Annotated in this window: 17 protein-coding genes; 7 read left to right on the top strand and 10 right to left on the bottom strand. The window is 63.0% G+C overall.

Going from position 1 to position 23,466, the window contains the following annotated elements:
• Nucleotides 1-97: 97 nt before the first annotated feature.
• The 9 genes from fabI to FHR70_RS09050 form a co-directional block, all read right to left on the bottom strand.
• Nucleotides 98-904 carry an enoyl-ACP reductase FabI gene (gene fabI, locus FHR70_RS09010; RefSeq protein ID WP_183449291.1) on the bottom strand — a complete coding sequence of 269 codons (807 nt, stop codon included), beginning with the start codon at nt 902-904 and terminating at the stop codon, nt 98-100.
• The gene (locus FHR70_RS09015) at nt 901-3,339 is read right to left on the bottom strand and encodes a DUF3141 domain-containing protein (RefSeq protein ID WP_183449293.1); all 2,439 of its coding nucleotides are present in this window, start codon (nt 3,337-3,339) and stop codon (nt 901-903) included. The genes fabI and FHR70_RS09015 overlap by 4 nt, the downstream gene beginning before the upstream one ends.
• A gap of 36 nt (nt 3,340-3,375) precedes the next feature.
• Nucleotides 3,376-3,888, bottom strand: coding sequence for a hypothetical protein (locus tag FHR70_RS09020; protein ID WP_183449295.1), 513 nt, complete (start codon nt 3,886-3,888; stop codon nt 3,376-3,378).
• Between the two features lie 17 nt (nt 3,889-3,905).
• Nucleotides 3,906-5,114, bottom strand: a complete 1,209-nt coding sequence (locus FHR70_RS09025; protein WP_183449297.1) for an acetate/propionate family kinase — start codon at nt 5,112-5,114, stop codon at nt 3,906-3,908.
• Nucleotides 5,115-5,117: 3 nt separating this feature from the next.
• Nucleotides 5,118-6,098, bottom strand: a complete 981-nt coding sequence (locus FHR70_RS09030; RefSeq protein WP_183449299.1) for a phosphate acetyltransferase — start codon at nt 6,096-6,098, stop codon at nt 5,118-5,120.
• Between the two features lie 316 nt (nt 6,099-6,414).
• Nucleotides 6,415-6,828, bottom strand: a complete 414-nt coding sequence (locus FHR70_RS09035) for a helix-turn-helix domain-containing protein (RefSeq protein ID WP_246407968.1) — start codon at nt 6,826-6,828, stop codon at nt 6,415-6,417.
• 126 nt (nt 6,829-6,954) lie between these two features.
• Nucleotides 6,955-8,892, bottom strand: a complete 1,938-nt coding sequence (locus FHR70_RS09040; protein ID WP_246407969.1) for a mechanosensitive ion channel family protein — start codon at nt 8,890-8,892, stop codon at nt 6,955-6,957.
• A gap of 258 nt (nt 8,893-9,150) precedes the next feature.
• A complete protein-coding gene (locus FHR70_RS09045; protein ID WP_183449305.1) occupies nt 9,151-9,453 on the bottom strand; it encodes a hypothetical protein in 303 nt (100 codons plus the stop codon).
• Complete coding sequence (locus FHR70_RS09050; protein WP_183449307.1) at nt 9,450-10,262, bottom strand: DUF2092 domain-containing protein; 813 nt, start codon at nt 10,260-10,262, stop codon at nt 9,450-9,452. The genes FHR70_RS09045 and FHR70_RS09050 overlap by 4 nt, the downstream gene beginning before the upstream one ends.
• A gap of 587 nt (nt 10,263-10,849) precedes the next feature.
• Between FHR70_RS09050 and FHR70_RS09055 the strand changes: the two genes are divergently transcribed.
• The 5 genes from FHR70_RS09055 to FHR70_RS09075 all read left to right on the top strand — a co-directional run bounded on the left by FHR70_RS09055 (nt 10,850) and on the right by FHR70_RS09075 (nt 18,915).
• Nucleotides 10,850-12,496 carry an L-serine ammonia-lyase gene (locus FHR70_RS09055; protein WP_183449309.1) on the top strand — a complete coding sequence of 549 codons (1,647 nt, stop codon included), beginning with the start codon at nt 10,850-10,852 and terminating at the stop codon, nt 12,494-12,496.
• 74 nt (nt 12,497-12,570) lie between these two features.
• Complete coding sequence (gene pflB, locus FHR70_RS09060; protein ID WP_425487852.1) at nt 12,571-14,913, top strand: formate C-acetyltransferase; 2,343 nt, start codon at nt 12,571-12,573, stop codon at nt 14,911-14,913.
• An 11-nt stretch (nt 14,914-14,924) separates the two neighbouring features.
• Complete coding sequence (gene pflA / locus FHR70_RS09065) at nt 14,925-15,746, top strand: pyruvate formate-lyase-activating protein (protein ID WP_183449311.1); 822 nt, start codon at nt 14,925-14,927, stop codon at nt 15,744-15,746.
• A 6-nt stretch (nt 15,747-15,752) separates the two neighbouring features.
• Nucleotides 15,753-17,324: an aspartate:alanine exchanger family transporter gene (locus FHR70_RS09070; protein WP_210277550.1), complete on the top strand. Its 1,572-nt coding sequence runs from the start codon at nt 15,753-15,755 to the stop codon at nt 17,322-17,324.
• A gap of 154 nt (nt 17,325-17,478) precedes the next feature.
• Complete coding sequence (locus tag FHR70_RS09075; RefSeq protein ID WP_183449313.1) at nt 17,479-18,915, top strand: porin; 1,437 nt, start codon at nt 17,479-17,481, stop codon at nt 18,913-18,915.
• 185 nt (nt 18,916-19,100) lie between these two features.
• Here the strand turns inward: FHR70_RS09075 and FHR70_RS09080 are convergent, their stop codons facing one another.
• Nucleotides 19,101-20,207, bottom strand: a complete 1,107-nt coding sequence (locus FHR70_RS09080; RefSeq protein WP_183449315.1) for an AraC family transcriptional regulator — start codon at nt 20,205-20,207, stop codon at nt 19,101-19,103.
• A 611-nt stretch (nt 20,208-20,818) separates the two neighbouring features.
• Between FHR70_RS09080 and ppk2 the strand changes: the two genes are divergently transcribed.
• Together ppk2 and FHR70_RS09090 are read left to right on the top strand one after the other, a co-directional pair.
• Nucleotides 20,819-21,589, top strand: a complete 771-nt coding sequence (ppk2, locus tag FHR70_RS09085) for a polyphosphate kinase 2 (RefSeq protein ID WP_246407971.1) — start codon at nt 20,819-20,821, stop codon at nt 21,587-21,589.
• A 156-nt stretch (nt 21,590-21,745) separates the two neighbouring features.
• A complete protein-coding gene (locus FHR70_RS09090; protein ID WP_246407973.1) occupies nt 21,746-23,455 on the top strand; it encodes a SulP family inorganic anion transporter in 1,710 nt (569 codons plus the stop codon).
• Nucleotides 23,456-23,466: the final 11 nt, after the last annotated feature.

The following is a 23,466-nucleotide window of genomic DNA, read 5'->3' on the forward strand; positions in this document are numbered from 1 at the left end:
AAGAGCCGCCACAAGGGGGGCTACCCCGCTCAAGGACAAGAGATTGGAAGTCATTGCGACCTCCCCTTGTTTCATCGGCCCACGGTTGAGACTAGCCTCACGCCATGATGCTGAGCCCGCCGTCGACGTAGGTTGTCGTCCCGGTGAGCCGCCGGGCGAACGGCGTCGTCAGATATGCAGCGGTGAGGCCCACGTCGTCGATGTCGACCAGCTCGCCGATGGGTGCCCGCTCGATGGCCTCGGTGAGAAGGACATCGAAGTCCTTCAGGCCCGAGGCCGCCCGCGTCTTCAGCGGGCCGGGCGAGACGGCGTGCACCCGGATGTGCTTGTCGCCCAACTCGTAGGCGAGATAGCGCACAACGCTCTCCAATGCCGCTTTCACAGGCCCCATCAGGTTGTAATTCGGCACGACCTTGTTGGCACCATGGTAGCTCATCGCCATGAGAGTCCCGCCTTCGGGCATCAGAGGCTCTGCGAGCCGCGCCATGCGGACGAAAGAGTGGCAGGAGATATCCATCGCCACCTTGAACCCTTCACTGGAACTGTCGACGAGCCGCCCCTGCAGATCCTCCCTCGGCGCGAACGCGATGGAATGGAGCGCGATGTCAAGGCTGCCCCACGTCTCACGAATCTGTTCGAAGACAGACTCAAGCTGGCCGCTCTGAGCCACGTCACACGGCGCGAAGACGGAGGCGCCGAGCTCCTTGGCGAGCGGCTCGATATAGGGCTTCGCCTTCTCGTTGAGGTAGGTCACCGCGAGATCGGCCCCAAGCTGGCGGAAGATCCGGGCGCAGCCATAGGCAATCGAATGCTCGTTGGCGATGCCGACGACGAGAGCCCGCTTGCCGTGAAGGATCTTCGACTGAATGGCAGTTTTGATCAGGTCTGTCGGCTGGTCGTTCATGAGCTGGCCCTCGTACGTCGGGTGTCACTGGAGCGACGGGTGGAGCCATGCTTGGCGGTCTTGGCGGCCGCCACGGGACGGCCCTCCGCATGATGCTCCGCCAGTGTCACGGTGATCAGCTCGGCTTTCGCACTCCCGCCTTTCTCGTCTCCCATCTCCTCTTCGGACAGGAGACGTCGGACCTCGCCTATCAGGGTGACCTGTTTCTCATTGGCCTCGATCCGGCTCTCCAAGTTGTCGAGCATGTTGAGCAGCCGGTGTCGGTCAGCGGAGGTCCGCAGGAGCTTCGGCAACGCGGTGAGAGCCTTCACCGGTTCGAAGTCGACAATGAACGATTGTTCGCGGATGATCTCGCGCGCAGCCTCCATCGTCATGTCGAGCAGGCCAAGGTCCCGGCTGATGAGCTCGCGGGCTCGTTTCATGGTCGAGAGCCGGCGCCGACCGGTGCCGGCCTTCATCAAGAGCAGCACGGCGCGAACCATAGCTTCCGTTGTGTCGCCATCCTCAATGTGCGCCAGCGCCTCCTTGACCAGCAGAGCATTGCGCACATCGATGGGCTCTTCCGCGACGGCCTTCTCCTCCCCTGCGGCCATGCCGATGCCGGCAGGGCCATAGGTGCGGAAGAAGGTGTTCTCCACGGCCGCGTCGCGCAGGTCGCGGTAGAGGTCCCACGAGGCGGAGGTCACGGCAGCCGCCCAGCACTCCATCGTGGTTGCCGGGCCGTCATTGTCCCGCGGCGCCCGATTGGCCTTGGCCATGTCCGCCATGCCTTTGAGCGGCCACAGGAACGGGTTGAGGTCCGACACGGCCCAGCGCTGCGCCCGCTGGGGATTGAACGCCCGGATGAGCCCCGCCGCGGCCGGGGTGACCAGCGGGGCCACGAACGGATGCACGAAGGTCTCGTAGGCAGAGGCAAGCGCCTCGGACGTCTTCTCGACCGCCGCGAACGGCATTTCGTCCTTGCGGCTGTATTTCTGCAGAACCTGTAGGTCTTCCACCCGGCGCTCGGTCAGCAGCACGTCATACCGCACACTCCCGTCCGCCTTCTGCTCCTCGACCTGCATGCCATAGAGGCCAGGCGGCAGGTGCTCGATGTACCCGATCAGATCGGTGATCTGTGTATATTCGCGCTTGGCGACCTGGCCAGACACGAAGATCCCGAGATGGCCAACGCTTTCGTGCATCAGACCGACGATCACCTGCCCGTTCGTCTTGAGCGCCTCCGTGGTCGGATAAAGGTCGGCCACCCAGTTGAACGCCTGCTGCGGCGGGGTGATGTTGTCACCGAGCGACGCGAACAAGATGATCGGCGATTTGATCGCCCGCAGATCGAAGGCACGTCCTTCGGACCATTCAGCATCGCCATCGGCGAGGTTGTTGCCGACGAACAGGTTCTCGACGATCCATTTGATCTCCTCTCGGTTCATCAGGAAGAAGCCGCCCCACCAGCGCTCAAACTCCAGGAAGCGCTCCGGCTCGGTGTCGATCTTCGAGAAGAGTGTGTAGTACTTGTCGAAGTACGTGTTGGCCGGGTTGAGATACTCGAAGTTCTCGACGAGATAGGCCCCATCGAACGTGCCGGCGCCAAGATCGCTCGCCAGGAGCGCTGGCCAAGTGCCGCCCAGCATGCCACCGGCATAGCGCATCGGGTTCTCGCCGTCATTGCCAGCCCAATAGGACATTGGAGCCCCGTTGATGACGATGGGGCCCACCAAGTCAGGCTCCATCGCTCCGACCAGCATAGAGGCCCAGCCACCCTGGCAATTGCCGAAGAGGACTGGCTTGCGGGTCTTCGGGTGGCGCTCGCCAACGATGCGCAGGAACTCGGCCTCGGCGCGCGAGACATCTGCGAGGGTCTGCCCAGGCTCCGGATCGGGAAAGAAGATTACACAGTAGACCGGATGCCCTGCCTTGAGCGCGACGCCCACCTGCGAGTCTTGCTTGAATCCACCAATGCCGGGCCCATGGCCGGCCCGCGGGTCGATGATGACGAAGGGCCGGAGCTCGGGATCCGTTTTGATGCCGACGAGCGGAATGATACGCACGAGAGCGTAGTTCACTGGCCGCTCGAGCGTGCGGGCATCCGTGACCATCTCCCAGTCGAAGTCCAGCAGCGGCGGCTTGCCGGCCTTCTCGTGCTCGACCCAGTTGTTGCCGCGCTGGCGCAGCGTGTCCCAGAACAGGATGGAGCGCTGCGTATAATCGAGCCAGTAGGCGCTGACGTCGCGCCAGAGGTCGAGGGGCGACGCCGAGCGGATCGCCCCATCCCTCAACGGCTCACCCGCTACCTTCACCGCGTCAAAGTAACGCTGCATCGCCTTGCTGCACCGCTCTTGATAGACCTCAGTGACCTTCGCCTGTGCACGGGAAAGCTCCGTCAGCCGGGCTTGCCCGCCTTTGTCGCGTTCTTCGGTCCTGGATTCGACTTTTTGCATCGCTCTTGTCCTGTCGGTGGCTGCGTCCAGAGACGCTCACTGCTTGGTATCGCCCCACTTGAGGAAGAAGCCGACATCGCCCGGCAGACCACCCGGCCACTCAATGATCAAAGCGCTCAGCCTGAAACCCGCAGACCTGAGCTGGTCGCGCCACAGCTCGTAGGCTTGGCGGGGGCGGCCGGTGAGAGTGTCGGGCCAAGTCGGATCCGAGTTGTTGATCGCGCGGCCATGATCCGTGCACAGCGCGTTGGGGAACCGCATCACCATCAGCTCGGTCTCTCCCCGCTCCGCAGCCAGCCGCAGCTTTGCCCGCAGCGGCTGCAGGATCTCCTTCAGGCGCTCAGGAGTCAGATCGATGGGTTCGGCCATGCGCTTGATGAGTTCGTGTCGAGCCTTCTCGGCGCGGTCCATGCCCTCCAGTGACTTGGATGCCTTCGCCATCTGCATCTCGGTCATGTAGGTCCGCAGATCATCGGCCGACATGAACGTCTCGTCACCGAGCTCCTGCTGGGCCTTGGACACGTCCGGCTTGGTCTTAAGGGTTTCCATAGCATCAACCTCCCTGTTCAGGATGCAAGTTTGGACCGCATGTCGCCGAGCACGCCGCGGGTCTGCCGGGCAATCACGAGTTCCTCATTCGTGGGAATGACCCACGCTGTGGGTCCGGATCCCAAGGAAATCCGCGGACCGGCGTTATGGTTGGCAGCCTCATCGAGAGTGAGCCCCGCCCAGCCGAGCCCCTTGATGACCTCGGCGCGTGTTGCCGCATCGTTCTCGCCGATCCCAGCCGTGAACACGAGCCCGTCGAGGCCACCCAGCGCCGCCACGAGCGAGCCGATCTCACGCGTGATGCGGTAGACAAAGAGATCGATGGCACGCCGTGCATTGACATCAGTCGCCGCCTTCGACCGCAGAACCCGCATGTCGTTCGAGATGCCGGATACCCCCAGGAGGCCGGACTTCTTGTACAACACGCTCTCGGCCTCCTCCGGGCTGAGCCTCATCTCCCGCAGCATGAAGAAGATAACTCCCGCATCGACGGCGCCGCAGCGGGTTCCCATCGGCAGGCCATCAAGCGCGGAGAAACCCATGGTCGTGGCGACGCTCGCCCCATTGTTGAGCGCACACAGGCTTGCGCCGTTGCCGAGATGCGCGACGATCACCCTGCCCTTAGCGAGGCGCGGCCCGTAGTCCTTCAGAACCGACGAAATGTAGTCGTAGGACAAACCGTGGAAGCCGTAGCGCCGCACGCCGCGGTCGCGCATCTCACGTGGCAGCGCGAACAGGGTCGCGATGTCGGACTGCGTCTGATGGAAAGCGGTGTCGAAGCATGCGACCTGCGGCATCCCGGGCAGACGGCGACGGACGATCCGGATAGGCTCCAGGTTGTGCGGCTGATGCAGCGGCGCGAGCGGCACCAGCGCCTCAAGCGCCTGGACGACGGAATCATCGACGAGTACCGGACCGGAGAATGACTGGCCACCGTGAACGACCCGGTGTCCGATAGCGGCAAGCTTGCGTCCCTCCTGATGCTCACGCAACCAGGAGATCAGGTGGATCAGCGCCTCCTCGTGTCCGAACTCCTCTCCGGAAGTCCACAACCTCTCATCGAGGTCCGCGCCTCCGGCGTGCCTGACAACGAAATGAGCGGCGCCGCCCAGACCTTCATAGAGACCTTTCCAGACCAGCCGCGGCTCCGCGCTGTCGGGTGTGTCGTAGACCTGGAATTTGAGGCTGGACGATCCTGCATTGAGAACGATGAGGACGGGGATCATGGCTCAGACCTCCGGGATGGCGAGCTGTCTGCGCTGCGCATCGGCGACGAGCGAGGCGACGGCGCAGGAAGCCAGCCGCGTGATCGTCGAGTCAGCCCGGCTGGTGAGGATGACCGGCACACGGGCGCCGAGCACGATGCCCGCGGCATCCGCGTCAGCCAGAAACGTCAGGCTCTTGGCCAGCATGTTGCCGGCCTCCAGATCCGGGACCACGAGCACATTCGCCTGCCCGGCCACAGGCGACTGGATCTTCTTGATCGTCGCGGCGCCAAGGTCGATGGCATTGTCCAGTGCCAGCGGGCCATCCAGGATCCCACCCGTGATCTGCCCGCGGTCAGCCATCTTGCACAAGGCCGCGGCCTCAATGGTCGAGGGCACCTTCGGATTGACGGTTTCCATCGCCGACAGAATTGCAACGCGCACCGGATCGACCCGCAGCGCCCGTGCGAGATCGATGGCATTCTGGACGATGTGGACCTTGTCCTCCAGCGTCGGCGCGATGTTCACCGCCGCGTCGGTGATGATGAGAGCGGTGTCATGGCCGGGAACGTCCATGACGAAGCAGTGGCTGATCCGCCGCGCCGTGCGCAGGCCGCCCTCGCGGCGGACCACGGCGCCCATGAGCTCGTCCGTGTGCAGGCTGCCCTTCATCAGCGCCTCGGCTTCGCCGGCCTTGACGAGCTCGACCGCCTTGTCGGCCGCCGCATGGCTGTGCGGCGCATCGACGATGCGCATGGTGGAGACATCCTTGCCGAGCGCCGCCGCCGCAGCCCTGATCCGGGCCTGTGGACCGACGAGGATGGGCTTGATCAGGCCGAGCTCAGCCGCCTCGAACACCGCGCTGAGGGAGGCCGCATCGCACGGATGCACCACAGCGACCTCCAGTTTTGACAGAGATTGGGCGGCCGCCACGAGCCGGTCGTATTTATCGTGCCGCCGCTGGCCCTGCTGAGATGCAGTTGGGGCTGGAACCGCAGCCGTCATGATTGTCTCCCCTTGCGCACGCGTTGGGCTGCCGCCGGGTGAGCAACGCGACCTGCCGGAACAGGCTTGCGCCCGATCCGCGATGGCCCGGCTTGTTTGCAGAAGCGAGTATGGTCCCTTCCAGCGGTGCTGCTTGACCTGTTGGGCCATTGAATTGACAGTTTTGGACTGCCGTTTGGGAACTGCACTTCGCGGAATGTGCGATGCGCTGCATGGCGCGCGCCGGGTAAGACTTGCCTGCCTCTGGCAGGAAAATCTCCTCGTGTCGTGACTATGGAGACAAGTCCTGCCAGGGCTCCCGCTCCGGATGTTCAGGTCAGGGGGGCATTCTGTGGAGTTTGCGGGGGCCGCGCACTTTCTGAACACGGGGATGTCTTGCGCGCCAAGCGGACGGGGTCTGACCGGACCAGCGCCGAAAGGCGCGCGTGAAGGCACTCAGCTCCGAGTATCGCATGACCGCCGCAATTTGGCTGAGGCCCATGTCAGTGTTCTGCAGCAACTGGCATGCGATCTCGAAGCGAACTTCATTGGCCACCTGCCGGAACGCATGTCCTTCCGTGCGCAGGTGCCGATTCAAGGTGCGGCGGTGCATCGAAAACAGACGAGCGACCGTGGCGGCGGAACAGGTATCCCTGAGCAGCTCGATCCGCAGCACACGGCGCAGATCGTCGGTGAGGGAGCTGGCGCCATGGGTCGAATGCGGCCCATCGGCAATGTGGGTGGATGGCATCTCCATGGCTCTTCCCCCTTTCTGGCAGCCTTGGCGCTGCCGGACCTCCGATCATAGGCCCCGATGGCCCGCTTGATTGCTCGTATCTTCCTCTTGACGAGTGAGACCCTGTGCGGATGTTTCCGGCTAGCTCCCTTCCTCGGGCGGCTTACCCTTGACGAGGGTAAGAACCTGTCGGGCGGCAGCGGGCTCGACCTCATCACGGCCAGCCACCTGCACGGTCGGAAACGCGAACCTGATCCCGTTCTCGTCAAAAGCTGTCTTGAGCATGCCGTAGGCCTTGCGCCGGATCACGAACTGCTCGCCGGGCCGCGTCATCATCTTCATGCGCAGCTGAATGGCGAAGTCGCCGAACTGCTCGACGCCCTGCATCTTGAGCGGCTCTATGATGTTGGGCGCCAACTCCGGATCTGCCGCCAGCTCCTTGCCGACCTGCTTGATGATCTTCTTCGCCTTGTCGAGGTCGGTGTCGTAGGTGACGTTGATGGTCATCTTGTCGATAACCCAGTCGCGGCTCATGTTCTCCACGGCCCCAAGCTGCCCGTATGGGATCGTGAAGACGGGACCGCGATGGTGCCTCAGCTTCACCGAGCGGAAGCCGAGCTTCTCCACGGTGCCCTTGTAGCTGCCGCTCTGGATGTACTCGCCGACCCGGAAGGCGTCGTCGAGCAGATAAAAGATCCCGCTGATAACATCCTTGACGAGCGTCTGCGATCCGAACCCGATGGCAACACCGAAGATGCCCGCGCCTGCAATCAGTGGCCCGATCTCAACCCCGAGCGACGAGAGCGCCATCAGCACGGCTACCGTGGCCAGAATGATGAAGGCAGCCATCCGGAACATCGGCAGCAGCGTTCGGATCCGTGCCTGGCGCAACGCCTCCTCACTGCCAGGAGCCGCTTCGGCCTGCAGGCGCGTCAACCTGCGGTCGATCTGTGTCTTCACCACCTGCCAGAGAAGATCAGCTACCAGCAAGATCACGACGCTGCTGAGAACGCCCCTCACCAGCCGCGTGACGACCGTGTCGCGGCTCGTCATCTCGCCCCAGTCGATCCCCCAAACCCAGGCAAGGAACAGAGCGGCTCCGACGATCAGGAGAGCCCGGATTCCCCGATCCAGATAAACGGCCCCAAGTTCGTGACCGTGGGCGCCGTCTGCAGCCTCCAGAGGCCGCAGCAGGTGGCGGGCGGAGGCCTTGGTGATCCTCACCGCCTGAGGCAACACGGCAGCCACGACCAGGAGCCAGAACAGTCCCGTCAGGCCCGCCACCCACAAGGCCCACAGCAGCACCAGGTAAAGCGACAGCAGCCACGTCCCGAGGACGTGGTGGCGAGGTGGACGATCCGATGCCTCCAGCCCAACTGCGGTTGAAGCAGGCCATCGCCACACGGCCTCGACTGCGATGGCCAGAAGTCCAAGCCCAAGAGCATAGGCAACGATCCTGCGTCCATCGGGCGAGAACCCGAGGGTACGCACGAGTTCGACGGTCGCCCAGCCGAACGCGAACCAGCCGACGAACAGAACCAGGCGGCGGTGCCAGAACGAAGCCGCCTCATTGGTCATCGGAATGATCCGGATGGCTTCAGGATCGTGATGCCCCACCGACCGGGGAGAGAGCAGGATCCGACTGCAAAGAAGGGCGAACCGCAGCAGCAACGCCGCAAGCAGATAGGCGAGGACAATCCGCCTGAGCAGGGGCGGCCAGTCGAAGATGAGAAATGCGCCGATGCTCCCGATCCCGAAGATCGCCACATGGGCCAGACCGAACGCCAAACGCATGCCGGTCATCCGAACACGCTCGTTCGCCGTCTTGACCGTGCGGGAGACGACCTGTCCCCGTGCGGATGCCGTGGCCTTCCGGAAGATCCACTCGACCCCGGCTCCGAAGCCGAGGAAGCCGAGCACGAGGAGAACAACTTCGAGGAGGGATCGGCTCTGGAGCTCCTGCGACAGCAGATCGCCGGCATGCCTGACCTCCTGGGGGAGACGGGGCACCGCCGCAACCAGGGAGGCGAGATGCGTCCGCAGCGCCTCGACTCGCATCGCCAGGATCTCGGAGTTCATGTCCTGAGGCTGCTGTGGCAGTGCCTCCTCTGGCGCCGTCACCTGCTTCTGTTGGTCAATCCATGCTCGGGTGGCCGGATCGTCCAGAAGTTTAAGGAGATCTTGGACCTGGGGCGGCGGGGCCGCTGGCGTCGAAGTGGTCTGAGCGCAGGCAGGACCAGCACCAACTTGAACGAGGATTAAAATCGCCAGCCCATACAGGGCACGGGTGAAGGTCTGGAGACGCCTCGCACTCATGATCCACTCCGCTCAGGCTGCTTATGGGCAGCGGTAAACAATCTGACCGTAGGAATTCACGACCTGCTGGCAGCCGGGAGCGGCATAGTAGTAGGCGCCCGCTGTGGCTGCGGCTCCGGCCGCCGTTCCATAGGCCACTGCCCGCCGGGTGGTTCGGCGGGCCACACCGGCATAGCTCATCGGGGTCGCAGGGCGTCCAACCCTGGCTTCAGCGTGGCTGATGAACGAGCCGGATGAAATAGGACCGTAGCCGCTCCAGAACAGGGCCGCACCGCCAGCCGCAAGCGCGAGCCCAGCAAGACGCATGTGCTTGAGAGTGATCATTTGCCACCTCCGGGGATAATGCCGGCCGGGATGTCATCGATGTCCTTGAGAAGAGTGATTGCGACGCCGCTTGCTCCGGTCGGCGGATTGAAGGTGAAGGCGTCCGAAGCCGGACTGACGTCGGTCTTCCAGTCCCTGAGACGCAGGGTGTACTGCGGTGCGGCCCCAACCGCCTTGCTGGTAATGACGTACTTGCGTGGCACCGGTCGCTCGCCAACCTCGACCCAAATCTGCCAATCGGTGTCGAGGTTGCGAAAGGCGAGATGCTCGCACTCAACACCTTCGACGACGCCGCGACCAATGTGCTTGGCCTCCAGCACTCCGTCGATCAGCTCTTCGTAGGGCTTAGACAGCAGAAGATCGGCCCCCGGCAGTTCGAGCGTCGCCTCGGTCCGGAGCCTGTCGACAACCTCATCAAACGTTCCCACTGCGGGAACCTGGGCAAACCTGTTGCCGCCACGATCGTAGACCGTCAGGTTAGATCCATCCGAAACCAACTCGACCTCAGCGTATCCACCGGTCCGGCTGACGCGGAATTTATTCGGGCGGGTCATGGTGATGTCGCCGGAGGCGCTGAACTGGATCTTCTCGACGGCCGGAGTCACCACCTCGACATCGGCATCATACTTGAGCGACAGGTTCTCCTGGCGGCTGACATAGTCCGACATGGCCTTCAGAATGCTTTTGGCCTTGCTGTCCTCCGCCCACGCGGCCGGCGTTGGAATGAGCATAATCGCCAGGGCGGCAAGCAGGCCCAGCGTGGGTTTCGTAAGTGCGGTGACCGGACGCGAACAGATCCCTCGGTTCATGGTGCGATCCTCCTGGCCTTCCCGGGAATGGAGCAGCGGGACCACCCGCGCCCGCCCCGCGGGATCAACAGTCCTCGGAAATCACCATAGGCCATCTCAGGGCTTCGTGCTTGACCGGTGCGGACAATCTCCTGACAGTTTGGGCCTTTACTTTACCTGTGATTCCGGTGCGCCCCGCCCAACAGGCTCATCGCACCGAGGCGATTGCATGGGCATGGACAATATCCCGGGGCCGGCTTTGATCCGCGTAGAGCACCTTTCTGCCGATCAGAAGCGGCGGCAATCATCAGCGCAGCTCCTAAGGCAATCATTCCAAACACGATCCGGTCTTGGGACGTCATATTGACCAGAGAGCATTCACGAGCCTCCTCCCTGCATCACCTCGCATCTGGCCATTGCCTGTCTGCCCCACATCGCAGGGGGGAGCGGCTCAAACTGTCAAGGGATTGTCTCTTTCGATCAAGCACATGTCCCGGACCAACCTAAGATGATGTTAGAGGCAAAAGATATTCTGCCTCACATCACAACAAGGGCGGAGCCGCCGAAGCCATGTCGCGACTCCGGATCCCGAGCCGGAGGACGCGCGCATGACCTGCTCCAGCAAGGACGACGAGCTGTTTCCGGCATTGCCCGAACCGATCAACCTTCCGCCGGGTGTCAACCGCCGGACGTTCCTCATGCGCAACGCCGCCATCGGTGCCGCGGCCGTGATGACCGGAACGACATGGGCTCCGGAAACCCGGGCGCAGCAGGCCGCGACGGAGGCCGCCGCACAGCAAGCCAAGAAGGAAGCCGTAGGAGGCGATGCCGGCCTCAGGATGAGTTCGGCCCTGTCCCCCGACCTCGACGTCGTCAAGACGTCGAAGGGACCGGTCATGACCGTGGCCGACGAGTTCTACAAGGTCGGTCCGGGCCCATCCAGCTCGCACACCATCGGGCCCATGCGCATCACATACGATTTCTACCAGCGTTGTGCGAAACTGCCGGCCGATCAACTGGCGCAAGCCACCGGCCTCAAGGTCCATCTCTTCGGCAGCCTGAGCGCGACCGGCAAGGGTCATGGCACCGAGCGTGCCGCCTTGGCGGGCTTGGTGGGCAAGGAGCCGGCCACCGTGGATCCGCGGTTCCTCGACGAGATGATTGCCAAGCCGCAGCAGACCTATCCGGTGCAGCTCGGTAGCAAGACGTTCAACCTATCCCTCGCTGACATCGTCTATGACGCGCCGAAGGGCGACTTCCCGCACCCGAACACCATGACGGCTCGCCTTATGGCCGGCGACAAGGTCCTCTATGAGCAGGAGTACTATTCCGTCGGCGGCGGCTTCATCGAGTGGAAGGGCTATGAGCCGCCCAAGAAAGGACAGCCGAAATATCCCTATGCGACGATGAAGGAGCTGCGCCAGCACGCGGAGAACAACAATCTCTCGGTGGCCGACGTCGTCATGGCGAACGAGATCGCCGTCTCCGGCAAAAACGAGGAGCAGATCAACGCCTTCCTGGACAAGATCGCCAACGCGATGATCGCTACGGTGAAGACCGGCCTGTCCTACAAGGATGACGTCTTGCCTGGGCCGATCAAGCTGCATTCCAAGGCGGCCACGGTCTATGAGCGGGCCAACGACGACACCTACATGAGCGACCGGGCCATCGGACTGGTGTCGGCCTTTGCCTTGGCGGCGTCCGAGGAGAATGCCCGCGGTCATCTGGTGATCACCGCGCCTACCGGCGGGTCGGCAGGTGTGATGCCGGCCGTCGTCTACGCCCTGACCCAAAGCCCCCGGGCTGTGCCGATGGACAAGATTCGGGAGGGCCTGCTGGCTGGATTGGCCGTTGGCTATCTATGTAAGCACAACGCGACCCTCGCAGCCGCCGAAGGCGGATGCCAAGCCGAGATCGGTGTCGCGTCCGCGATGGCCGCCGCGCTGATCACTCAGGTGCTGAACCAGCCGCCGCAGGTGATCGAGAATGCGGCTGAATCCGCCCTCGAGCACCATCTCGGCATGACCTGCGACCCCGTCGCGGGCTACGTGCAGGTTCCCTGCATTGAGCGCTGCGCGTTCGGGGCGGTGAAAGCCTGGGCAGCCGCCATGATCGCCACCAACGAAATCGCGAGCCGGCACCGGGTTGATCTCGACACGACAATCAAGACCCTGTCCGACACTGCGAAGGACATGAACCCGAAATACAAGGAAACAAGCGAGGCGGGCCTCGCCCAGAACCTGGTGCTCTGCTGAGCTTCCCTGCCGCGCGGGAGCAACCGGAAATACGTCGGATGGAAATCCCATAAGCGTCGTGGGAGGAGGTTGGCATGCCGGATAACGCCATCGCTGCTGAGAGGTCTGCGGAGAAGCCCAAGCAACAGGCTGGAAAGCAGGAGATGAAAGACCGTCGGGCTGAAGCATCCCACACGCCCGAAGCCATGGCTTCGGTGAACGAATGGGCAGGCTTCGCGCCCGGACGCTGGCAGACCACCGTCGATGTGCGCGACTTCATCCAGCGCAACGTTACGTCTTACGAAGGAGACGAGGCGTTTCTGTCCAGTCCCACCGAACGGACGAAGGCCGTCTGGGCGAAGCTGCAACCGTACTTCCAGGAGGAAATCCGTAAGGGCGTCCTCGATGTCGATGCCAAGACGCCCTCCTCCATGACCTCGCACGCCCCCGGCTACATCGATCGTGACAACGAGGTCATCGTCGGGTTGCAGACCGATGCGCCCTTCCGGCGCGCCATCATGCCATATGGCGGCTTGCGCATGGTCGAGGCCGGACTGAAGGCGGCAGGGTTCGAGCCGGACCCTATCGTGCACGAGACCTTTACGAAGTACCGCAAGACCCACAATGACGGGGTCTTCGACGCCTATACGCCCGAGATCATGGCATGCCGGCGCAGCCACATCATCACCGGACTGCCCGACTCCTACGGCCGCGGCCGGATCATCGGCGATTACCGTCGGGTGGCCTTGTACGGCACCGACAAACTCCTGGCGGCCAAACGCGCCGAGCGGGCGCTCCTCGACGCCAAGTGGCCGACCGACGACGTCATCCGAGAGCGGGAGGAACTGGCCGAGCAGATGCGGGCTCTGGTCGACTTGGCTGGGATGGCCAAGAACTATGGTTTCGATATCAAGCGTCCGGCGGCTGACGCGCGCGAAGCCGTCCAGTGGACCTACTTCGGCTACCTCGGCGCCATTAAGGAAGCCAACGGCGCGGCCATGTCCATCGGCCGCATCTCGACCTTCCTCGACATCTACATCGAACGCGACCTGAAGAGCGGCGCCCTCGATGAAGCAGGCGCCCAGGAGCTTATCGACCAGCTCGTCCAGAAGCTGCGCATCGTCCGCTTCCTTCGCACGCCTGACTACGATGCCCTGTTCTCGGGCGATCCCTATTGGGCCACCGAGTGCGTCGGCGGCATGGACCTCAACGGCCGTCCCCTGGTAACGCGGACAAGCTTCCGCATGCTGCACACCCTGACAAATCTAGGTCCGGCACCGGAACCCAACATGACGGTTCTCTGGTCACGGCAGTTGCCAGATGGCTTCAAGCGCTATTGCATCAAGGTTTCGGCCGAGACGTCATCGATCCAGTACGAGAACGACGATCTCATGCGTCCGTATTGGGGCGACGATTACGGCATCGCTTGCTGTGTCTCGGCTATGCGCATCGGCAACCAGATGCAATTCTTCGGCGCACGGGTGAACCTCGGCAAGTGCCTGCTCTATGCCATCAATGGCGGCCGGGACGAGATCAGTGGCGAGCAGGTCGGCCCGGCGGCATCACCCGTACTGGGTGACGTCCTCGACTATGACGACGTCATGACGAAATTCGACGCCATGATGGAGTGGTTGGCACGAACCTACGTGCATGCCATGAACTGCATCCACTACATGCACGACAAGTACTACTACGAGCGTCTGGAGATGGCGCTCCATGACCAGCAGATCCTGCGCACGATGGCGTTCGGCATTGCCGGTCTGTCTGTCGTGGCCGATAGCCTCTCGGCGATCAAACATGCGAAGGTCAGGTCCATCCGGCGTGACGACGGTCTGATCGTCTCGTACGAGATCACAGGCGACTACCCGCAATACGGCAACAATGACGATCGCGTCGACAGCATTGCGGCCGATCTGGTCTCCACCTTCATGAAAAAGATCCGCAAGCATCCGACCTATCGCAACGCAGTTCACACGCAGTCAGTCCTGACTATCACCAGCAATGTCGTCTATGGCAGGAACACCGGGGATACACCGGACGGACGCAAGGCCGGCGAGCCTTTCGCGCCTGGGGCCAATCCGATGCACGGCCGCGACAGTCATGGATGGCTCGCCTCATGCTTGTCGGTCGCCAAGCTGCCGTATGCGGATGCGCAGGACGGGATCAGCTATACCGTGTCGATCACACCGAGCCTCAATCGGCTTGATCAGGGTGAGAAGATCAAACAGGCAGTGAAAGTCATGGATACGTACTGCGGCCAGGGTGGGTTCCACATGAACCTCAATGTCCTCAACCGCGACACCTTGCTCGACGCGATGGAGCATCCGGACAAGTACCCGCAGCTGACGATCCGCGTCTCGGGCTATGCGGTCAATTTCGTGCGCCTGACCCGCGAACAGCAGATGGACGTGATCAGCCGGACGTTCCACGGTGAGTGAGACCTGACATCATGGCCGACGAGCCCTGGGCCCACAGCCGATACGATCTGCAACAGGCGCGCTCTCCGGACGCCCCGGAAACAGCCTCCTTCAATGATCCCCGGGGCGATGTCGGATGGATCCATTCCTACGAGACCGGGTCCACCCTCGACGGACCTGGGATCCGGGTCGTGGTGTTCATGAGCGGCTGTCTGTTACGCTGCCTGTACTGCCACAACCCCGATACCTGGCATCTCAAGGACGGCACTCAGGTCCCGTTCGAACGTGCCAGAACCGCGCTCGAGGCTTATGCCGCACCGTTGCGCGCCATGGATGGGGGACTGACGATCTCCGGCGGAGAGCCGCTGGTCCAACTGCACTTCACCAAGCGGCTTTTCGCGGCCGCCAAGGAAATGGGCCTCCACACGGCCTTGGACACATCTGGGTTTCTCGGGGCGCGGGCCGATGACGAGTACCTGCGGCAGGTCGATCTCGTGCTGCTCGACATCAAGTCCTGGGATCCGGAGACCTACCGCCGGGCTGTGGGGCAGGAGATCCGCCCGACCATTCAATTCGCTGAACGTCTGGCTGCTCTCGGCAAACCGGTCTGGGTCCGGTTCGTGCTGGTTCCGGGCCTGACCGACGATCCTGCCAATGTCGAGGGCATCGCCCGCTTCGTCGCCCCGATGAAGAACGTGGAGTGGGTTGAGGTCCTCCCCTTTCATCAGATGGGCGCCTTCAAATGGAAGGCGATGGGCCTCAACTACGAACTGTCCGACACACCGTCACCCTCCCCTGATTTGGTGGCGCGGGTGATTGGTCAATTCCGAGAGGCCGGCTGTCGCGCAAGATGAGGGAAGATGGTGCTCGATATCGTCCGTACGCTGCTTGAAGCCTCTCCCCTGCTGGCGCTGTTTCTTGCCATCGCGGCTGGTTATGCAATCGGTCAGATCTCGATTGCCGGAGTCTCGTTCGGCGCGGGCGCCGTATTGTTCACCGGCCTGATCATCGGCGCCATTGCCCCGAAGGCAGCCCCTCCCGGATTGGTTGGCACGCTTGGCCTTGTGATGTTTGTCTACGGCGTCGGCATACAATACGGCCCGCAATTCTTTGCAAGCCTGAAAGGACCCGGACTCAAGTATATCGCCCTCGCGGCCGCGGCCGTCATCGCCTCGCTCCTCGTCGCGATGACCCTTGCCGAGCCGCTCGGCATCTCGATGGCGACCGCGGCCGGATTGTTCGCCGGATCCGGCACGAGCACGCCGACCTTGCAGGCGGCCCTGGCGGCGGCGGGCAACCAGGATCCTGCGATCGGATATTCCGTCTCCTATCCCTTCGGCGTCATCGGGCCAATTGTTGTGATGACCATCATGGCGGCTTGGGTCAAACCTACATTCAAGGCCCCGTCGCAGAACGTTCGAATCGCGGAGCTCACTCTTGAGACTCCAGGCGAGGACCATACGGTGGAGGAGATTTCATCGATCCTGCCATCCGACGTCAAGATCATCGCGGTACGCCAGCATCACGTGAATGCGCCGCCCGTCGCCGGTGCAAGATTGCACGAGGGCGACGGATTGCTCCTGGTCGGCAGCCCGACAGGCATTGAGCAGGCGAAGGCAGCCATGGGGCACGAGGAACCGGGGCGTATCAGCCGCGACCGTTCCCATTACGACGTCGTGCGCGTTTATGTTTCAAAAGCGGCCTTTGTCGGCAGAAGCGTGGGTGAGATCCCCCTTCCGGACTTTCCCGTCGTCATCTCGCACATCCGTCGCGGTGACGTCGACATCGTCGCGTCCCCCGACATGACGCTCGAGTTCGGTGATCTGCTCGTGGCTGCGGTGCCCTCAGACCGGAAGATCGAAGTGCAGCGCCATTTCGGCGACAGCATCAAGGGCAACGCCGAGCTGTCCTTCGTTTCGATCGGGGTTGGGATCGCGCTGGGGCTTCTCCTCGGCATGATCCCTGTGCCTCTGCCGGGAGGCGGCACCTTCAGCCTGGGCGTTGCCGGCGGACCGCTCGTCATGGCGCTCATCCTGGGCTGGCTCGGACGCACCGGTCCGCTCGGCTGGAGAATACCCGTGGTCGCCAATCTGGTCCTGCGCAACCTCGGCCTGTCGGTGTTCATCGGTGCGGTGGCCATCGGGGCAGGCAGCCCCTTCGTCCAGACTGTCGCCGCCAATGGGATTCAGATCCTCCTTGGAGGCGCAGCCGTGCTGCTCACTCTCGTGCTGATCGTACTGGTTGTCGGATATCTGCTGCGTATTCCGTTCGACGATCTGCTCGGCGTCTGCGCCGGCTCGACGGGCAATCCCGCCATTGTCGTTGCGGCCAATCGCTTAGCCCCCACCGAGCGGACGGACATTGGTTATGCGATCTGTTTCCCGAGCATGACCGTGGTCAAGATCATTGCGGTTCAGGTTCTCTTGAGCTGAAGGCTCACAGCCTGCTGGTTTGGTGCCATTTCGCAACACTGAACAACATTCGCGCGCTGTCAGTCCTTTGTTTCTTAGAGCTTGATTGACGGTTTTTCACCCGTTTGCACAATCATCGATCAATATGACTAGGCTTTGTCTTGGAGTTCGTCCCATGGCGTCAGTCAGAACTGTGTTGCTCGGATGCGCGGCGATCATGACCGGCGGAGCACAGGCCGCCGATCTGCCGGCCAAATCAGCTGCTTCTGTCGATTACGTCCGGATCTGCTCCACCTATGGCACCGGCTTCTTCTACATTCCTGGTACGGAAACATGCCTGCGCGTCGGCGGCCGGGTTCGCGCCGAGTATCTCTATCTTGAGCCGGATAACCGGGCTGACAACGCAATCGGTTTTCGTGCCCGGGGCCGGGTGAACCTCGATAGCCGGACAGCTACCGCTTATGGCCTCCTGCGCACCTACATCCGCATGGAGATGACTCGAAACACCGGGGCCTATGGCGACGCGTCGACCAGCCCCAACATCGCTCAGGCCTACATCCAGTTCGGCGGCCTGACCGCAGGTCGAGCGGTTTCATTCTTCACCGATCCGAATCTGCCGGTTCCAAACTTCGGCGACCTGCGTTTTGACGACCCATCGAACGCCGAAGTGAACCTGCTGGCCTATACCTTCTCGTTCGGCAACGGCTTTTCCGCCACCCTGTCGCTTGAGGAAGGGCGGCGGGTCAACAACGAGCTGGACTTCCCCCTGTTCGGTGTTGGCGCCCCCCCTCCTGTGCTTGCTCCGCTGGCGTATGCCTACGGCGGTGAGCGTATGCCGGATGTCGTGGCCAATATCCGCTACACGGGCACCTGGGGCGGGGCTCAGTTGTCTGGCGCCCTGCATCAGATCCGCGATGTCGCATTTGGCCTTACCAGCGAAGGCGGCGTGGTCGTCCCTGTGATCAACCCGGTCACAGGCTTACCTTATCCGGCATATGCCGACACGGATTACGGCTTCGCGATTGCCGCGCATGCCTATGCCAATCTACCGTTCCTCGGAACTGGTGATACGGGCTGGATCTCGGCGACCTATACGGACGGCGCGGTCGGCTACATCAATGCCGGTCAGGCGGGCTCGATCAGCAATGCATTCATCGGCGCCGGCCCGCTGCAAATGCCCTTCGCAGACGCCTTCGTAAACCCCATCACGGGTGAGTTCGACACCAACAAGGCTTATGGTATCGCCGGCGGCATCAACCATAACTGGACGCCAACCATCCAGACGAACATCTTCGGATCTTGGATGCGCTTCGATGCTCCAGGCATTGCCCAATATGCAATCCCGACGACGCCTGCGACAACTGCGGCTGGCATAGCAGGAGCAAACACCGGGCTCGTTGACTTCAACGAGTACCGTGTCGGCGCCAACGCGATATGGACACCGGTGGAAGGTTTCCTCATCGGCGTTGAGGCGCTCTATATCAGGGTCGATCCACGCGGGCGCGCCGCCATTCCGGTTACGGATGCCGCCGGTACGCCGACGGGCGCCTTCACTGCAACCGGATCGGAAGATACTTGGGAAGGCCGCCTTCGCATCCAGCGCGACTTTTAAGCTGATAACTCTCCCGACCTTTAGCTCCGCCTCCCACCCGTCCCGCGGCCCCAAGCGCCAGATCCCGGATGCCCCAGCAAACTGGCTGTTATCTCAAACGTTGTCTTGTCGCAGACATCACTCCGACGAACATATCCAGACGGTATCGGCAACTTGAAAGTCTCAGATCGAAAGTCAGTGGCGCGTCATCCTTGGTGGGTTTCATCGCGCCAGGCGGTGGGCGTCCGGCCCGACCAGCGCCGGAAGGCGCGGGTGAAGGCGCTCGCCTCGGAATAACCGAGGGCTGCCGCGATCTGGCCCAGCGGCACCTCGGTATCCTGCAGTAACTGACGGGCAATCTCGAAGCGGATCTCGTTCGTGATCGCCCGGTAGCCCATGCCGCTGCCCTGCAGGCGGCGGCTCAGGGTGCGGCGGTGCATGGTCAGCAACTCGGCGATGTCCTCGGCCGAACAGTGGGTGCTCGTGAGCCGCGTGCGCAGCAGCCGCCGGATGTCATCTGAGAACTCGGAGCCCTGGCTGCCCTTGATCTGCTGAATCCGCTCCTCCAGCATGGCCCGCATTACCGGATCGGCCCCGGCGATCCGGATCTCCAGGTCACCGACCGGGAAGACGATGGTGGCACTCTCCTGGTTGAACCGCACGGGCGTACGGAAGTGACGGCGGTAGGGCTCCTGATCTACAGGGGCGGCCCGGGGCAGCAGCACCTCGCTCGGGCTCCAGTCCGCCCCGCACAGGGCGCGCAGGGCGTTGACCGCCACTGCGAGGGATCCGTCCGAGATCTGATCCGCGCTCTCGACCTCGGGCTGGTAGACCGAGAAGGTGAACAGGGCGATATCACCGCTGATGGTCAGCGATGGCACGGAGCCCCGGTTCTGGATGCTCAGGTTCGAGACAAGCGCCCGCATGGCATCACCTACCGTTTCCGAGTGCTGCATCAGGCGCCCCACCAGCCCGAGCGACAGGATGGTGGCACGCCGACCGACCAGCAACCCGAAATGCGGGCAGTGGGTGCGGGCCAGGCACAAGGTAAGCAGCCGACCCAAGGCCGCGTGCGGGATCACGTTGGCGGCATCGTCGAACAGGCGCGGATCGAGGCCTGCCTCGCGGATGACCGGATCGGGATCGATGCCGAAATCGCGCAGGATCGGGGCGATTTCCTTGGCGACCCCGAGGTGAATGTAGCCCGCCGGAAGCGTGCGCCCTGACTCTGCCAGAACGGTTGGCGAGACCAGAATCTTCCGCCCGGAAACATAGCTCTGAATCGTGGATACAGGCCCGATGTCGTTGGTCATCGCCTTCTCACAGAGTTCTGGAACCTGGCTCAGACTCTGACAATCCGCGAGCGCCGACGCCTTGACCAGGATCAATCTAACCTATGTTAATCAACGATTGGGGCGAAATCCTGAATTTTGCCTACGTTTGTCTCTGCCACGGTCCTGCAGGGTCAAAGACCTGTCTCGAGGCATCAAGCCGGCCGGTCCGATCAGCGTCATTCTGGCGTCCCTGCTTCTCTTCTTCCTTCTACCCCTCACGATCGGAGGAGCGAACCTGCATGTGGAGCCGCTCAGCCTGCCTGGTGCCATCCTGGTGACAAGTGGGGGGCATTCAGGACCCGGATCACCGGATGCCCACCGCATGCACGGTCCCAAGGCCGAAAGCGAGAGCTGTCCCAAAATGCCAAGCCATCGTCACGTCCGGTCAAGCGACGGTAGGGCATTTCTGTATTCTGATCGGCAATCGGTCCCCGCAGCGAACTCGGGATCATGCGCCCTTCGTTCCCGATCCTGCAGGCCCACCAGTATATCATACCAGGGTCGCGGTGCGTGCCATGATGCGTGAAGAGCTTCTAAACAAACAGAGAGCCGATGCCGGCGCGACGGTTGACTTCGATAGTCGAGAGACGATGAAACGGAAGGAGTTTGAGAGCGAGCTGAGGAAGCTCCAGGTCGAACTCGTCCGCCTGCAAACCTGGGCCAAGGCGACAGGCGCCAGGATCATCGTGGTCTTCGAGGGGCGTGACACCGCCGGCAAAGGTGGCGTGATCAGCCGGATCACGCAACGTGTCAGTCCCCGGGTGTTCCGGCATGTCGCCCTGCCGGCCCCGACCGAGCGCGAGAAGAGCCAGCTCTACATCCAGCGCTACATCGCCCAGTTCCCAGCCGCCGGCGAGATCGTGCTGTTCGACCGCTCCTGGTACAACCGGGCCGGGGTCGAGCGCGTGATGGGCTTCTGCACCGAAGACGAGTACGAGCGCTTCATGCGCCTCGTGCCGCCGTTCGAAAATGAGATCGTCGACAACGGCATCATCCTGCTCAAGTACTTTCTCGACGTCAGCCAGGACGAGCAGCGCCGTCGCTTCGCCGACCGGATCGAGGATCCCATCAAGCATTGGAAGCTCAGCCCGATGGATACCGAGTCGGTGCGGCGCTGGTGGGATTACACGATAGCCTACCAGGACATGCTGCGGGCCACCGACACGCCGGCATGTCCCTGGCATATCGTCCCGTCCGACGACAAGCGCCGGGCACGGCTGAACCTGATCGCGCACATGCTCAGCCAGATCCCATACAAGAAGGTCAAGATCGAGCTGCCGAAGGTGCCGAAGGCGGAACCCAAGCCCAAGAGGGTCAAGGAAGGCCTGCATGCGGGGCACGTCGTGCCAGCACGGTACTGAGAACATGGGGTCATAGCCCGGAGCTCGGTCATGGCCGGCACGCACCCAGTCGATCCGCTTCCCCCCAGCCGGGTGGAAGCTGCGACAGTGCCGTTTGCAGACAGGAGCAACCTGACAGATGGACATGAGGTCGGGAGCCAAAGCCAACAGGACGGGATGTCAGTTGCCCATGGGATGAGCCATGAGTCCGGATGGTTGCGCTGGATGCCGGGCCTGCGCACCCTTCTCCACTACGAGCCGGCATGGCTGGGCCATGATGTCGTGGCCGGCCTGGTGCTCGCGACCATGCTCGTCCCGGTCGGGATCGCCTATGCCGTGGCATCCGGCCTGCCGGGCATCTGCGGTCTCTACGCCACGATCATCCCGCTATTGGTTTATGCTGTATTCGGGCCAAGCCGCATCCTTGTCCTCGGCCCGGACTCGGCCCTTGCCGCCGTCATTCTCGGCGTCGTGCTCCCGCTGTCCGCCGGCGACCCAGGGCGGGCCGTCACCTTGGGCGGCATGATGGCGCTCGTGTCGGGAACGGTCCTTATCCTGGCCGGGTTGGGGCGTCTGGGCTTCGTCACCGAGCTCCTGTCCAAGCCGATCCGATACGGCTACATGAACGGCATCGCCCTTACCGTCCTGATCAGCCAGCTCCCCAAGCTGTTCGGTTTTTCCGTCGAGAGCACGGGACCGTTGCGGGACCTGTGGACCATCGGCGGGGCGATCCTCACTGGCAGGACGAACTGGGTGGCTCTTGCGATTGGTTTGGGAACGCTAGTGACCATTCTGCTGCTGCGGGGCAGCCGGCGCGTGCCGGGCATCCTGGTCGCTGTCGTCGGCGCCACCGTCATTGTCGGCATGCTCGACCTCGCTGAGCGCCGCGACGTCTCGATCCTCGGATCGCTGCCCCAGGGTCTGCCCGGTTTTGCGATCCCTTGGATCGGGGTCGGCGATATCGCTTCCGTATTGATCGGGGGTTGTGCCGTAGCCATGGTGTCGTTCGCCGATACCAGCGTGCTCTCCCGCGCCTATGCCGCACGGACGCGCACAGCGGTCGACCCGAACCAGGAGATGGTGGGGCTCGGAGCCGCCAACCTCGCCACCGGTTTCTTTCAAGGCTTTCCGATCAGCAGCAGCAGCTCGCGCACGCCCGTGGCCGAAGCGGCCGGAGCCCGCACGCAACTGACCGGCATCGTCGGCGCACTCGCCATTGCCCTGCTCCTGCTTCTAGCGCCCGAGCTCCTCCGCAACCTGCCGACCTCCGCCCTGGCTGCCGTCGTCATCGCATCGGCCATTGGATTGTTCGAGATTGCCGACCTCAGGCGGATTTACCGCATCCAGCGTTGGGAGTTCTGGCTGTCGGTCGCCTGCTTCGCCGGCGTGGCGACATTCGGCGCAATCCCGGGAATCGGCATTGCAATCGTCATCGCAGTGATCGAGTTTCTGTGGGACGGATGGCGTCCCTATTCCGCCGTCCTGGGACGACCGGCCGGCGTCGAGGGCTATCACGACGTCACGCGCTATCCGGAGGCCCGTCGCCTTCCCGGCCTTGTCCTTTTTCGCTGGGATGCTCCCCTGTTCTTCGCCAACGTGGAACTTTTCCGTGAGCGCGTTCTCGCCGCCGTAGCGGAATCGCCGACCCCGGTGCGGTGCGTGGTGGTCGCGGCGGCTCCCGTCACGAGCGTCGACGTGACAGCCGCCGATGCCTTGGCCGAGCTCGATGAGGCCTTGCTGGCGCAAGGCATTGAGCTCCGGTTTGCCGAGCTGAAGGACCCCGTGAAGGACAAGCTGCGGCGGTTTGGGCTGTTCGATCGGTTTGGCGAGACGCGGTTCTTCCCCACGCTCGAAACGGCCGTATCGCGCTACCAGGAAAAGACATGAAGAGGCTTGAC

It is taken from the genome of Microvirga lupini, assembly GCF_014191055.1.
GTDB classification, from domain to species: Bacteria; Pseudomonadota; Alphaproteobacteria; order Rhizobiales; family Beijerinckiaceae; genus Microvirga; species Microvirga lupini_A.